Here is a 14,771-nt window from a genome sequence, read left to right as displayed (position 1 = left end):
AATTTGTTAGCCGAATGATAGATTATCTGGTGTTAAAAAATATTATTATGAGCTTGATCGATTCACCATTCCATTTTTGGTTCAACACTATGTTAGTCTTAATGATGAGATAATTTTTGCCAACTAACTAAAATATTTACACTTCCTATGAATTTATTTTAATAAGGGATCTTTTTCAATGTCCGATAATGGCCGTACTTCATGCAATATACTTTGGTATAACCAGCTTACTATGAATGATGTTGATTTAGTTGGTGGAAAGAACTCTTCTTTAGGTGAAATGATCACACATTTAGCTGATCTGAATGTTATGGTGCCGAATGGTTTTGCCACTACCGCCCGATCTTTCAATGATTTTTTAGAACAAGGTGTGGTTAATCAGCGTATATACCAATTATTGGATGAAATTGATATTGACGATGTAACTCAATTAGCCAAAGCAGGTTGCCAAATCCGGCAATGGATCATCGATACCCCTTTTGGCGATAAATTAGAACAAGATATTCGGCAGGCTTTTTTGCAATTATCCGCCGATGAGCCTGATATTTCTTTTGCTGTACGTTCTTCTGCTACTGCCGAAGATATGCCAGATGCTTCTTTTGCAGGTCAGCAAGAAACTTTTTTGAATGTACAAGGTATTGACGCGGTAATGGTTGCTATTAAACATGTTTTTGCTTCACTATTTAACGACCGGGCTATCTCATATCGAGTTCATCAAGGTTATGATCATCGTGGTATCGCGCTTTCTGCTGGTATTCAACGCATGGTACGTTCTGATTTAGCTTCTTCGGGCGTAATGTTTACTTTAGATACCGAATCAGGTTTTGATCAGGTAGTTTTATATTAACCTCAGCGTGTGGGCTTGGCGAGATGGTTGTTCAAGGAGAGGTTAATCCTGATGAATTTTATGTGCATAAACCGACATTAAAAAGCGGGCCGTCCAGCTATTGTGCGTAGAACGTTAGGCTCGAAAAAAATGCGGATGGTTTATTCTGATAATCATCAACATGGTAAGCAGGTGAGAATTGAAGAGGTAGCCGAAAAACAGCGTAATAGTTTTTCGTTAGCGGATCTGAAGTTGAAACCCTTGCTCATCAGGCATTATTAATTGAGCAGCATTATGGCCGGCCAATGGACATTGAATGGGCTAAAGATGGCCATAATGGTAAATTATATATTGTCCAGGCGCTTCCTGAAACTGTCCGTTCTAATCATCAGGTAATGGAGCGCTATCAAATAAAAAAACCGGTAAGGTATTAGTAGAAGGGCGTGCTATTGGCCAACGTATTGGTGCAGGAACAGTTAAAATTATCCACGATATTAGTGAAATGAGTCGTGTGCAGGCGAGGTGATGTTTTGGTTACCGATAATCCTGATTGGGAGCCCGTCATGAAACGAGCCGCTGCTATTGTCACTAATCGTGGTGGACGTACTTGCCACGCGGGCTCGTGAATTTATTCCGGCTGTGGTTGGTTGCGGTGACGCGACTGAGCGGCTACAAGAGGGCCAATTAGTGACAGCCTCTTGCGCTGAAGGTGATACCGGCTTTGTTTATGCTGATAAATTACCATTTGAAATCAAAAGGGGTCAGGTTGATAAAATGCCACCATTAAAGGTGAAAATTATGATGAATGTTGGTAATCCTGATCGTGCATTTGATTTTGCTTGTTTACCTAATGATGGCGTTGGTTTGGCACGTTTGGAATTTATTATTAATCGCATGATTGGGGTCCATCCACGGGCTTTATTAGAGTTTGAGTAACAAACAGCTGAGTTACAGGCTGAAATTCGAGCGATAATGTTAGGTTATCAGGATCCGGTTGAGTTTTACATTTGTCGCTTAACAGAAGGAATTGCAACGCTAACGGCAGCATTTTGGCCGAAACGGCTGATTGTCCGTTTATCTGATTTTAAATCAACTAAATATGTTAACTTAAGAGTGTGAATCGGTCAAGCGAGTGCAAAATATCATGGGGTTTACCAATGTTGAGATTATGATCCCATTTGTCAGAACCGTAGCTCAAGCAGAAGCTGTTATTGAGGAGTTAGCACATCATGGTTTAAAACGCGGTGAAAATGGTTTGAAAATTATAATGATGTGTGAAATTCCATCAAATACCCTATTAGCAGAATAATTTCTTGCCTATTTTGATGGATTTTCTATTGGTTCGAATGATATGACATGATTAACCCTCGGGCTTGATTGTGATTCGGGTATTATTTCTTCACTATTTGATGAACGTAATGAAGCGGTAAAAGCATTAATTTCAATGGCGATAACAGCCGCGAAACAGCAAGGCAAGTATGTAGGTATTTGTGGTCAAGGTCCTTCTGATCATCAGGATTTTGCCCAATGGTTAATGAAAGAAGGGATTGATAGTCTTTCACTTAATCCCGATACGGTGATGAAAACATGGTTGTCACTGACCGAAAATGATTAGTACTGGTTAATTTTATTAATTAAATTTATTTTGCAAACTGAGTCTGAACATAAAAAAACAGACTCAGTTAGTGGCGATCAATATTTAATATTTATGCTTTTAACTGACTATTATCAATCAAAACCAATTAGTTAATGATGTAAAAATATTTGTGGAACCTTTTTGTCTGGATGAATTTTCACATAAAGATTGGCTCTGTACCAGCGGCGTAAATTGTCTTCTATCATGACTTGTTGCGGCGTGCCGACACTAAGTCGCCCCCGATAAAGTAAATAAATGCGATCTGCATATAATGCTGCTAGGCTTAAATCATGTAATACACAACAGATGCCAATAGATTGTTCTCGATTTAATCGATGTAATAAACGTAAACTTTGCTGCTGATGATAGAGATCAAGTGCCGAGGTTGGTTCATCCAAAAATAAATAGCTATTATTGGGCTCAGGCTGCCAAAGTTGGGCGATAACTCGCGCTAGCTGAACACGTTGTTTGTTCTCCGCCAGAAAGTTGTTGGTAATTTCGATAACGCAATGCCAGGCAGTCTGTTTGTATTAATGCACTTTCGATAGCTTGATTGAAATAATAACTACCATAGGGAGTTCGTCCCATTGGCACAATTTCTTCAACGGTAAACGGAAAGTTGAGTTGGTTATGTTGACGCATTACCGCACGATTACGCGATAATTTATTAATATCCCAGGTTGCCAGCAATTTCCCTTCTAATAAACAGTCTCCAGTATGTGGTGTAAGAAAGCCGGTCAATAAACGTAGTAAGGTCTATTTTCCGGCACCGTTAGGCCCGATAATAATACTTATTTGGTTGTGATAGAGTGACAGTGATAAATCATCAATAATATTTTGACTGTTTACTCTATAACAGAGTCGTTTTGCTGCAATAAAAGGTGGGGAAGAGGGGCACATAATTTTATTACTAACCTTGTGACTGTTTTAAAATAAGATAGAGAAAATAAGGGGCACCAATTAACCCGGTAATTAAGCCTACTGGAATTTCTGCCGGTGTGGCTATGGTACGAGCGATTGGTATCAGCAGTAAGTAGTAAAGCGGCCCCGGCTAAAGCACAAGCGGGTAATAACCATTTATGGTTGGCGCCAAAGCTTATTCTAATAAGATGCGGGACAACTAGGCCAATAAAACCAATTATTCCACTTAGCGCAACAGCACAACCAATTAAAAGTGAGCTAAGTGGTAACAGGATAAATTTTTTTTTACTTTTAAACCGAGATAATGGGCCTCTTCATCACCTAATTGTAATAAATTAAGTTTCTTACTTTGTTGTAAGGTAATAAGTATGGTCAGTGAGATGATGGTGGTGGCAATGGCTAATATGACACCATTATTTTGACTTAAAGAGCCCATCATCCATAATGTAAAGCTCTGTAACTGTTGGTCATCGCTAATATAGCTAAGTACACCAATGAAAGATACGCATAATGTACTAATCGCTATGCCTGATAAAAGTAATTTTGTTAAATGGCTATTTGAATAATGGGTTAATGAAAAAATAACTATTGCAATAATAAAGCCACCAGTAAACGCGGCTATCAAATAACCATAGTCACTTAACAGTGAAGAACTGGGGAAGGGAAGAACAATAAAAAGCGCAACACCAAGGGCTGATCCGCTACTAATGCCAAGTAAGCCGGGATCGGTTAATGGGTTACGAAATAGCCCTTGCATAATAGCACCCGCAACGGCTAATGCACAGCCGACTAATAATGCCAGCAAAATACGGGGTAAGCGAATTGTTTCATCATTTATTGGTTTTTTCCAAAGTATCATGTATTTGTTTCATAACGCTAGGGCGTCGACAAGCCAAATCCGAGCAGCCCTAAATCATTAACGACGAGTAATGCTTTGTTTTTTCCGGCAGGTGTCATATTAATACCCGGTAATCGCCAGACTTTTTCTATTCCACCTAAAGAGCGGAGCCCTTCAAGGGTAATTAAAATCCAATTAGGTTGGCTGGCAATGATGGTCTCTTGAGAAATTGGCAGATAACCATTAAAACCTTGCAGTGCATTTTTGGCCCCGACCGTTGAAATAATACTATCTGCCGCGGTGCGTTGACCGGCGACTAACGGTACAATTCCATTATGGCTAAATATGAAAATGATTTTTTGCTGCAAAGGAGCAGTCTTAATTAATGACAATTGCTCATTAAATTTATCGATGAGTTGTTCACCTTTTTGTGGCTGCTGGATAGTGTTAGCAATGGTGCGAATTTTTCTGGTATGGCTGCCAGAGAAGGTGTTCCTGTTACTTTTATTATTTTCACTCCTGTTTGTTGAATTTGTTTTAGGACTAAATCGGGTTTAGCTTGTTCACTTGCTAAGATTAGTGTTGGGTATAGCGATAAAATGCCTTCAGCATTTAACATACGCATATAGCCTACGTCAGGAAGCTTTAATACCGATTCTGGTTGACGACTGGTACTATCTCGAGCAATAACCTGCTTTCCTTCATTAAGGGCAAAGATAATTTCAGTAATGTCCCCTCCAAGGGTAATAATGCGTTCATTTGTCTGAGAATAAGGAATGAGTAAAAATATGATGATGGAGAGAAGCTCTAATTTCATATTAAGTTTAACTCCTGTCATTATATTTTAGTTAAGGTTGAAATTTGCTTTTGCCAATCTAATTGTTCAGGTTCTCCTTTGGTACGTTGACCAAATAGTTGAATGACTTGATTGCCATAGTGATCAAAAATTTCCAGGCTGGTGACTATACCATCCTTGGTTGGTTTACGTGTTACCCAACTGTTAGCGATGCCAGTTTCAATCACATTGAGGGAGAATTTTGTATTTAAAACATTAATTTTCTGTGGGCACTTTGTTTATCATGATAAGCCGCTAGCTTTTGAATGCATCCGGTAAATATTTGCATGCATCCAAGGTTACCAACGAAGATCATAATTTCATTTTGTTGATTAAAGGCGGAGTGCAGGATGTGATAGAGAGAATGATTATTAACCTGATAAGCAAGTTCGTCGCTAACTGCGGCGAAGATTTGTTGCCGTTTGACATTATGTTTTTACAATAATTGAAAAAATTGATGAACGTTTGTCATATTGCGCCAATCTGTTTCTAGTTGTTTTTTTTACCGCTTCGTTAATATTTGGTGGTTGTTGATAGGCAGTAATAGGACGCAAATTTAATGGTGGATTGGCGGTCATTTGATATTGATTGATTAACTTATACCAAACAGCCATATTGGTTTTTTCAGTGGCATAGATCTTATGTACGGCATTACCATAATGATCAAAAACCTGAATACTGGTGAATTCAAAAATGTTCCTTTAAACAACCTGACTGGTATTGTTCTTAATCCCAGAGAACTGGATTTGCATATTTTTCTTGATCACTACTGGGCAATCAGCTTTGCCTTAACTGAGACATTTTTAGATAATATACAGCACAGTATGGATATGAGTGGCATACTTATTATTGGTAATTGCTTTTATTTCACCTAGATTTGCTAATTCAGGTAATAATAGTGTTGGGTTTATATTTAACTGTTTAGCATCATCAGCATTTGCACATGCATAAATCAATTCTGCTTCTGTGACATTTAAATAGTTTGCCGACTCTACCATTGATTACAGATTATTCTGCTGTTTTGCCTGCTGGTCGCGGTTATAAAGTGAATCGTTCATACTTTCATTTCCTTATTAGGTATATGTATTGATCCATAATTTATTTATTACTATCACTAACCTGCTATGCCTAATGTTGGACATAGGTGTAAATTGTAGGTCTCTCCGATTTATTAAATTTAAAATCCTGTTTGTCATTACTAATAGCTTAAATAGAAATCTTTAGCTCTATAAACCACTTGTTGCTTTAGATTGTCTGATTTTTATTATTTTGTTTGTTTTTTGCTCTAAAAACGTATTTATGACAAAATTTTGATCTGATAGAGAGAAATTTCGCAATAAAATTAATTGTCATTAGTAAAATAAATAATTACTCATGACTTGCTATTACGTTAATAAAAATAATTACCAGCGATAATTAATTTTAAAATGTATATTCCTGCCTTCCTGTGGAATACCTAATGATGAGGTGTAGGACTTATTAAATGCATTGGTTAATGATAGGGTGGAATTTATGCCTCATAACCGCCCATTTCCTTGATAATATAGATAGAAGTCATTGGTACTATAACCCGCTTGTTGAGTGATAGGATTCCAATATTTATCTTTACCTCTATGGTCGCCAGAGCTATTAGTTCTGGTGGCAAACTGTCCAATCCAGCTAAATGAAAAACCGCTATTAGCCAGTGGTACATCAAGTGAAGCCGTCAAACTTTCTGGTCGAATCGATGAAATGCTCATACCAGATGTGGTGTCTTTCGCATGAGTTCGATTGTAAGCGAGAACAGCATTGAACCAAGGAGTGGTATAATTAATTCTACTATCTATACCATGGATAACCACAGATGGTGTATTGATACTTAATGTTTTGCCAATGGGAGGAAAGCCATGAATTTGGGTTTTAATGTAATTAGTCGCTTTAGTATCAAAAATAGCTGTTCGCCATTGTAAGCTATTATTAGCCAGTAACATATTATCAAACTGTAAATTTACACCGTATTCAATTGTTTGATTGCGTTCAGGTTATAGATTAGGGTTTGGCGTAAAATAATTCATAGCGAAGTGTTTTGAATCATTATAAATTTCATTTAAGGTAGGCGTTCTGTAGCCCTCGGCATAAGAACTAAAAATCTCCAACCAGTGTGTGGGAGTAAAGTTAACTGCGCCACGAGATTTCCATTGAGAATCTTGATTGCTAGCGTATCTATCACTATCATTTCTATAGTTAGAATAACGAGTACCGATAGAAAATGTAATTGGTAATTTATTTAATCGAATTTCATCTTCTAACCAAACCGCTATATTGCGCAAGGTTGCTGCAGGAAAGCGATCCGCCAGTTTATTAGACTCTTGCTGTTGTTGATAAAATTCGCTACCAATGTTGAATTGGTGAGCAGCAAACTGGTTATGATCCCAGATAAAATGGTTAATTATCTTGCTTCCTTGGCTAATAAGGGAACGGTTTTCATCATTGTTTTTATTAATAGGTTTTTGTTTGATTATTAGCTTACTGTAGTAAAGATCCCAATCTATAAGCCAATTTTCCGTATGAACCGGATAAATTTTTTGTGTCAATTGCATATCATATCGGCTGGTAATGCGATCGTAGCGGCTAGGTTTGACAACTTCTGGGTTTCTAAGTTGTATTCCATCATTTTGATAATAGCGTAATTGAGCTGAAATCATATATGATGGAGTGATTGCCCAGTTGCCTTTGGCGAGTAGACTGTGAATATCCTCCTTATTAAAAGGAATTGAGCCATCACTGAGATGAGGCGATCCTTTTGATCTTGTACTAAAGGCAATTAATCTATCAGTGTCGTTAGTTCTACCAAATAATAAGCTACCATATTGATATCCTTGATCATTATGGCTATAGCCTAAGGTTAGAATAGCACCATGAGATTGCTCTGGAGCCAGCAGATCTCGTGCATTAACTATTTTTAAGTCGATAGTACCACCAAGGGCTCCACTACCATCTTGTAGGCTATTACTACCTTGAATAGAAATGATTTTTTTATAAACATTGGGTCTAGAAAGGTGCCGGTGATTGTTCCAGCATCAATATCTTGCCGAATACCGTCAATGGTTATGAGAACCCTGGAACTTTCATAACCTCACATGTTTAAATTTTTGCCATGAGTACTACCAAAGCCAGATAGGCTAACACCGGGAATGCTTCTTAATAAATCTAATGCGTTAGATGCATATTGATATTTTGGCTTGCTAGTATCAATTACCGTATATGTTTTAGCGGTAGTGGATATATTTGGCATTGCTTGATCAGCGTATACGGTAATGGTTTTATCGTCTGCTTTTGCCCAGGATGGCTGCGGAATCAGCATTCCGATGATCAAGGTACGCCATATAGTGAATATTTAATATAATTAATTGATTTTAAATAAGTTTTTTATTTAGACCCATAGGTATCCTTCCCTATTGTTATAATAGATTTAAAAATTAGCTGCCTGATAGTAGTTAGGTGGCTTGGTTTTGATTATTTTATTTGGTTAATATTAATTTTCCTGCTCTGGTCTGGCGTAATTGATAAATTTCACCTTGATGTAGATATTAGCAACTCCTTTTTGATCCAATAAATGTTGGCTATTGATGGTATTAATCATCTGGGTTGTAATTTGTTTTATATCTGAATTTAGTAAATTACTTTGTCTGAGTTTGTTCATATCGAAGAGGTATAACTAAATAATGGTAATAGTAATGATAATTATTATTGTTGTTGTTAATCAAGGTTTTTCATCTGCAGATAAACAGTGATAAAGTGAAATAATGATAAATAATTAAGAAATTTATTTTAAAAACAAGAAAATAGAATTATTCTCATAAAGGATGGTTGAAAGAATATAAATAATTTTTATAAAGCAAGATTATTATTTTAGATGGTATTAGAATAATTAGTAATATTTATCTGTTTTTTATAGTTTTTTTATTCATTCTTTGAGCAATAAAATAGATAATAAATATATTTTTTAATCTAAATGCAATTATATAATAAAATGTTATTATTAAATAATAGATTTTATTTGTTTATATTATAGTCAGAATATATCGTTCAAAACTTTTATTTGATTTTCATGGTATTCCATTTACTTATTTATTGTTAACTTTAGGTTATTTTTACTATTTTATTTATATTCAGTGACGTTAAAAAAATAACATAGTTGAAATTTGTAAATTATATGTTTAATTATAGCTGGACGGATGACAGACCAGATTATGATATAGAATAAGGTTTATTTACTGTTATATAATAGAAATCAAATAATAATATATAGTATTAGATAATCAATTGAGTGGTAAATGAATAACAGGTAAGGTTTATGCATGTTTTATTAATCAATATTTGGCAGGCTTAATTAAAAATATGAATATTGATAGGTAAGTATCTTACTTTATAGCAGATACGCTTTAGATTATTATAAATAAAATTCAATAATATCATTATAAATCAATTGATTATCATTAATATTACTATTTACAATAGAAAAAAAAGCCTATCATGGGCTGACAGGCAAAGACTACACACAGCAATATTTTGTAGGTTTCATGATTTTTTATTGCATAATAATGCTAGGAATATTGTAACCAATAATTTATAAAGAGGTTAATCTATAAGCATTATATTAAGATAACTCTAAGGTTTTATCACTAAGAATTATCTCAATAAAAATTTCACTTTATAGTATAATTATATAAGATTATTATTTAATCATACTAATGTTAAAATTAATGAAATTTAATTGTACGGTATTAATCGGTATTCTGGAAAATTTTTAGCGCAACAAATTTCAAATAATTTAAGTATAATGATTAACAAGAATATTAATTAAGTCAATCATTTTAATTTAAGGATCTTTCTTATATAAATTAGATTTGGTTAAATTATTTGATAACTTAGCTGGTTTCGAAACCTCATTCATCCAGGCGGTTAGTAAATTATGTGAGACAGCTAAAACGACTGGACCAATAAAAAGACCAATTACGCCAAATGATAAAATTCCACCAATAACGCCAATCAAAATAAGTATCATTGATAAATTCGCCCCCATCCTTATTAAAATAGGACGTAGTACGCCATCCATTGTTGCGACAATTATGCTCCATACAATCATAATAATGGCCCAGCTGGTATTGCCTGACCAGAATAACCATACTATGGAGGGTACCATAATCAATAATGGTCCAAGTTGGGCAACACAACATACAAATATAAGAATTGTTAATATCGCAGCATAAGGAATATCTGCTAAAGATAAACCAATACCACTGGTAATTGCTTGTATTAATGCGGTAACTACTACACCTAATGCAACAGCGCGAATTGATTGGCCTGCAAGTAGGATCGCGGTATCGCCTCGCGTACCTGCCAGGCGAATGGCAAAATGCCGAATACTTAATATAACACTTTCTCCCTTCAAATAGAGTAATGCACTAAATAGTAACATTACGACAAGATGAAACACGAAACGCCCGGCATTAATGGCTTGTGCTAAGAACCAGCTGGTTGCTTCTCCAACATACGGTTGTAGTTTAGCAATTAATGTATTACCGCCATTAGCGACCAATGTATGCCAACCATAAAAGAGTTTATTACCTATAAAGGGTAGGTTTTTTAACCACAATAGCTCGGGTAATCTAATTTCAGTTGGTGATTTTGCCCATTCAATCAGTGGGCCACTGTTTTGAATAATGCTACCAATTAGTATTGCAAAAGGAATAACAAATAATAATATTACTAATAGAGTCATCGCTATACTTGCTAGCCATTTTTTATGCCATAGTTTACTTTCAATTTTTTTAAATAATGGCCAGGTTGCAATAACCACCATGCCTGCCCAGAGAAAACCAAGTATGAATGGTTTCAATACCCAAAAACATGCAGCTATCATCAATAAAATAGCAATTATGCTAAAAATGAATTTGGGTAAATCATTAGGGGATTGCGCTTTTTCCATATATTAGCCTGATTATAAAGAATGATGGGTGCATATTATCAATTGTCTATTACATGATTAATCATGTTTTTTGTATCTAATAAAAGTAGGGTGATGATGAAAATTGTATTGTTTACAAAATGTTAATTGCCAAATTTTGTCTGGTATGTACTCTCAATCAAAGATAGTACATAAATTGCAAAGTGAACACTAATTAAAAAGATTTACTAGTATAATGATCCCACGTATAGGACGCGCTCATCAAATCAGTCAGCAGATAACAACCTATTTAACGACATTAAAAGACCGAGGTTTTAGCGGAGATTTAACCACCAGTTATGCTGAACGTTTATCAATGGCAACAGATAATAGTATTGATCAACTTACGCCTCAAGCTGTTGTCTATCCACGTTCGACTAGCGATGTTCAATTGTTGGCGAAACTTCCCATTGATAAACAATTTCAGTCATTAATCTTTACACCCAGAGGTGGTGGCACAGGGACCAATGGCCAGGCTTTGACTGAAGGCATTGTGGTTGATATGTCGCGCTATATGCAAAAAATTTTGCAAATTAATGTCGCAGCAAAATGGGTTAGAGTCGAAGCCGGTGTGATAAAAGATCAACTTAACCAATTTTTGGCACCTTATGGTTATTTTTTTCACCTGAATTATCAACCAGTAATCGAGCCACCTTGAGCGGCATGATCAATACTGATGCCTCAGGTCAAGGCTCATTAGTTTATGGTAAAACATCGGATCATGTACTGAGTGTTAAAGCTATTTTACTTGGTGGAGAGGTATTAGAAACCTATTCGATGACAGTTGAGTTGGCGGAGCGTTTTTCACAGCAGCAATCAACTATTGGTCGCATATATAGCATCGTGTATCACCATTGTCGTCAGCAGCGACAGCTAATTTTGGCTAAATTTCCACGATTAAATAGATTTTTAACCGGCTCTGAACGGACGCTGGCTTTTATTACCGAAGCTAAGCTAAATATTACTCCATTACCTAAAATAAGACGATTAGTTAATATAAAGTATGACTCATTTGATTCAGCGTTACGTAATGCACAAGTTATGGTGGTAGCCAAAGCATTATCAGTGGAAACGGTTGATACTAAAATCCTCTCTTTAGCGCGTGATGATATTATCTGGTATTCAGTGAGTAAATTAATTAACGATGTTGATGACAAAAAATTATCAGCATTAAATATTGTTGAATTTAGTGGGGTTAGTGAAGAAAAAATTAATCAACAATTAACTCGTTTATGTTCACAATTGGATAAGTTAATCTAAGCCGGTAATTCGGGGATCCTTGATTATCATATATGCCATCAATTAGCAGATATTGAAAATATCTGTACGATGAGAAAAAAAGCAGTTGGCCTATTGGCTAATACCAAAGGATTAGCAAAACCGATACCGTTCGTAGAGGATACTTGCGTGCCACCGGAGCATTTAGCCGATTACATTGCTGAATTTCGTGCGTTGCTTGACCACAATAATTTAGCTTATGGCATGTTTGGACATGTTGATGCAGGGGTATTACATGTTCGCCCGGTGATGGATATGTGTGATCCTCAACAAGAAGTATGAATGAAACAAATTTCAGGTCAAATTGCTCAACTTACCGCTAAATATGGCGGCTTATTATGGGGGGACACGGTAAAGGTTTTCGCTCCGCCTATGGCCCACAATTTTTTGGTGAAAAGCTTTATCAAATACTCTGTCAAATTAAAACCGCATTTGATCCCTTTAATCAATGAAACCCAGGAAAAATATGCTCATCAATTAATGTAGCGCTCACGTTAATGCCTATCGATTCTGTAAAAAGAGGAACCTATGATCGCACTATCCCGATCAAAGTGAGGGAAACATTTGAGCAGGCTATGGCCTGCAATGGTAATGGCTTGTGCTTTAATTTTGACGTTAATAGTCCAATGTGTCCTTCAATGAAAATTTCCCAGCAACGAATTCATTCGCCAAAAGGCCGAGCAACATTAATGAATGGTTAAGATTACAGGTTAAGCAAGGCGTAAACTTAGCATTATTTGCAGAAGATATTGATAGTTATAAACTCTCTTGGCCGAAAAAAATAACACGCCTATACCATACCTTGCGAGCTAAGAGTAGACAGTATGATTTTTTCCATGAAGTAAAAGAGGCGATGGCGGGTTGTTTAGCCTGTAAAGCGTGTTCAACCCAATGCCCAGTTAAAATTGATGTTCCATCGTTTAGGGCAAAATTTTTAGCCCTCTATTATAGTCGTTATTTGCGACCAATTAGTGACTACGTGGTTGCTAATATTGAATTAACTTTGCCGCTCATGGCAAAACAACCACGCTGGTTTAATTTTATATTACGGCAAGGGTGGATACAAACCCTAGGTCACAAGGTGATTGGACTAACGGATTTTCCTCAACTGTCTACACCCAGTTTACAACAACAATTGGCTGGTCATGCAGCATTGTCTCTGTCATTGCCACAATTAGAAAGCTTACCTGAAGAGAATCGCAGCCAATTTGTTTTTGTCGTCCAAGATCCATTTACTAGTTATTATGATGCAAAGGTAGTTGCGATTTTATCCATTTAATTGAAATACTAGGTTATAGGCCTATATTGTTGCCATTTTCTGCTAATGGAAAAGTGTTGCATATTAAAGGATATTTAACCCGTTTTGCCAAAACAGCGCAAAAAACAGCGGATTTTCTTAACCGCTTAGCGCAATTATAAATTCCGATGGTCGGTATTGATCCAGCCTTAGTGCTCTGTTATCGCGATGAATATAGCCAGATCCTTGGTAATAAACGGGTAAATTCGAAGTTAAATTAGTTAATGAGGCTGATGACAGTATTAGTGCCAAAGCCAGCAGCGAAGTTAACGGCTGAAAAATGGTATCTATTAGGGCATTGTACCGAAATGTCATTGTTAGCTGATAGTGCTCAACAATGGATTAAAATTTTTGCTCAGCTTGGTCGTCAACTGATTAATATTAATGTTGGTTGTTGCGGCATGGCAGGAACTGATGGTCATGAGGTTAAACATCTGGCTAACTCAAAGGGAATTTATGCCTTATCTTGGGGAAATCGATTACAAAAATTACCCAAAACACGTTGTCTAGCAACAGGTTACTCTTGTCGCAGTCAAGTAAAACGAATTGAAAATGAAATAATAAAACATCCTTTACAAGCGTTATTGGAGATGTTTAAATGATTTGGCAACGTTCTTATACCCTCGAAGAAATTAATAGTTGGGGGTGATAACAGCATGTTATCCCATTTAGGGATTGTTATGTTAAGTATCAGTGACGATACTATTGAAGCAACAATGCCGGTTGATCAACGTACCATGCAGCCGTTTGGATTACTACATGGTGGTGCTTCGGTGGTGTTAGCCGAATCGTTAGGCTCGATAGCTGGTTATCTCTATACTCAAGATAATCGAAAAGTAGTTGGCGCCGAAATTAATGCTAGCCATATTAGGCCGGTATATTCAGGAAGGGTACGTGGCGTATGTAGTCCAATTCATCTAGGTCGCCGGCAACAAGTCTGGTCGATAAAAATCTTTGATGAACAATTAAGACTGAGTTGTATTTGTCGTTTGACAACAGTAATCATGTAATTATTAGCACTTAAAGATAACTAAACGACAAAAGCTCGATGATTTAGCGATACTTTGTTCGTCACGTTAAATATTGCTGAATTTGCGAGTTTATTTTATTTTTTTAATGTTTATCAAAATGTTTATATGATTGATAAATTA

At 36.0% G+C, this 14,771-nt stretch carries 7 protein-coding genes, 1 other RNA gene and 10 pseudogenes; 6 read left to right on the top strand and 12 right to left on the bottom strand.

The genetic code is table 11. The features are described 5' to 3' along the window. The first annotated feature begins 178 nt into the window (after positions 1-178). The 4 genes and pseudogenes from AC01GB_RS16735 to AC01GB_RS16720 all read left to right on the top strand — a co-directional run bounded on the left by AC01GB_RS16735 (position 179) and on the right by AC01GB_RS16720 (position 2,441). Entirely contained in the window at positions 179-847 is a 669-nt protein-coding gene (locus AC01GB_RS16735) for a PEP/pyruvate-binding domain-containing protein (protein ID WP_474452756.1), read from the top strand. 23 nt (positions 848-870) lie between these two features. Further along, positions 871-1,260: pseudogene (locus AC01GB_RS16730) on the top strand (PEP/pyruvate-binding domain-containing protein). Positions 1,261-1,408: 148 nt separating this feature from the next. After that, positions 1,409-1,762, top strand: a complete 354-nt coding sequence (locus AC01GB_RS16725; RefSeq protein ID WP_474452755.1) for a hypothetical protein — start codon at positions 1,409-1,411, stop codon at positions 1,760-1,762. A gap of 208 nt (positions 1,763-1,970) precedes the next feature. Further along, positions 1,971-2,441 (top strand): annotated as a pseudogene (locus AC01GB_RS16720) (putative PEP-binding protein). A 131-nt stretch (positions 2,442-2,572) separates the two neighbouring features. Here the strand turns inward: AC01GB_RS16720 and AC01GB_RS16715 are convergent. The 12 genes and pseudogenes from AC01GB_RS16715 to ydiK form a co-directional block, all read right to left on the bottom strand. Next, a pseudogene (locus AC01GB_RS16715) lies at positions 2,573-3,362 on the bottom strand (heme ABC transporter ATP-binding protein). A 10-nt stretch (positions 3,363-3,372) separates the two neighbouring features. Continuing rightward, positions 3,373-4,236, bottom strand: a pseudogene (locus AC01GB_RS16710) (FecCD family ABC transporter permease); the annotation flags it as partial. Positions 4,237-4,259: 23 nt separating this feature from the next. Then, positions 4,260-5,038 (bottom strand): annotated as a pseudogene (locus tag AC01GB_RS16705) (heme/hemin ABC transporter substrate-binding protein). Positions 5,039-5,058: 20 nt separating this feature from the next. Then, positions 5,059-5,277, bottom strand: coding sequence for a ChuX/HutX family heme-like substrate-binding protein (locus AC01GB_RS16700; RefSeq protein WP_474452928.1), 219 nt, complete (start codon positions 5,275-5,277; stop codon positions 5,059-5,061). Next, positions 5,265-5,474, bottom strand: a pseudogene (locus tag AC01GB_RS16695) (hemin-degrading factor); the annotation flags it as partial. The pseudogene AC01GB_RS16695 and the gene AC01GB_RS16700, both read right to left, overlap by 13 nt. A 10-nt stretch (positions 5,475-5,484) precedes the next feature. After that, positions 5,485-6,054: pseudogene (locus AC01GB_RS16690) on the bottom strand (ChuX/HutX family heme-like substrate-binding protein). Positions 6,055-6,573: 519 nt separating this feature from the next. Next, on the bottom strand, positions 6,574-7,026 hold the full coding sequence (locus AC01GB_RS16685) for a hypothetical protein (RefSeq protein ID WP_474452753.1): 453 nt from the start codon (positions 7,024-7,026) through the stop codon (positions 6,574-6,576). 51 nt (positions 7,027-7,077) lie between these two features. Continuing rightward, the gene (locus AC01GB_RS16680; protein WP_474452927.1) at positions 7,078-7,947 is read right to left on the bottom strand and encodes a TonB-dependent receptor plug domain-containing protein; all 870 of its coding nucleotides are present in this window, start codon (positions 7,945-7,947) and stop codon (positions 7,078-7,080) included. A 224-nt stretch (positions 7,948-8,171) separates the two neighbouring features. Further along, positions 8,172-8,399, bottom strand: coding sequence for a hypothetical protein (locus tag AC01GB_RS16675; RefSeq protein WP_474452752.1), 228 nt, complete (start codon positions 8,397-8,399; stop codon positions 8,172-8,174). A 157-nt stretch (positions 8,400-8,556) separates the two neighbouring features. Further along, a pseudogene (gene hemP / locus AC01GB_RS16670) lies at positions 8,557-8,669 on the bottom strand (hemin uptake protein HemP); the annotation flags it as partial. An 885-nt stretch (positions 8,670-9,554) separates the two neighbouring features. Then, positions 9,555-9,663: antisense sRNA RprA (gene rprA / locus AC01GB_RS16665), an RNA gene on the bottom strand. A 254-nt stretch (positions 9,664-9,917) separates the two neighbouring features. Then, positions 9,918-11,027, bottom strand: coding sequence for an AI-2E family transporter YdiK (gene ydiK, locus AC01GB_RS16660; protein WP_474452751.1), 1,110 nt, complete (start codon positions 11,025-11,027; stop codon positions 9,918-9,920). Between the two features lie 214 nt (positions 11,028-11,241). Between ydiK and AC01GB_RS16655 the strand changes: the two are divergent. Both AC01GB_RS16655 and AC01GB_RS16650 read left to right on the top strand, forming a co-directional pair. After that, positions 11,242-14,222, top strand: a pseudogene (locus tag AC01GB_RS16655) (FAD-binding and (Fe-S)-binding domain-containing protein). Then, positions 14,219-14,630 (top strand): annotated as a pseudogene (locus AC01GB_RS16650) (hotdog fold thioesterase). The pseudogenes AC01GB_RS16655 and AC01GB_RS16650 overlap by 4 nt, the downstream one beginning before the upstream one ends. Positions 14,631-14,771: the final 141 nt, after the last annotated feature.

This window comes from Candidatus Arsenophonus phytopathogenicus (assembly GCF_056113345.1).
Note: the sequence above shows the minus strand (reverse complement) of the source record. Positions and strands in the feature narration are given on the sequence as shown.

Coding starts and splice junctions, on each gene's coding strand:
- AC01GB_RS16685 (WP_474452753.1), bottom strand. CDS start 7,026: ATGTTACTGGCTAATAATAGCTTACAATGGCGAACAGCTATTTTTGAT.
- ydiK (WP_474452751.1), bottom strand. CDS start 11,027: ATGGAAAAAGCGCAATCCCCTAATGATTTACCCAAATTCATTTTTAGC.
- AC01GB_RS16735 (WP_474452756.1), top strand. CDS start 179: ATGTCCGATAATGGCCGTACTTCATGCAATATACTTTGGTATAACCAG.
- AC01GB_RS16675 (WP_474452752.1), bottom strand. CDS start 8,399: ATGCTGATTCCGCAGCCATCCTGGGCAAAAGCAGACGATAAAACCATT.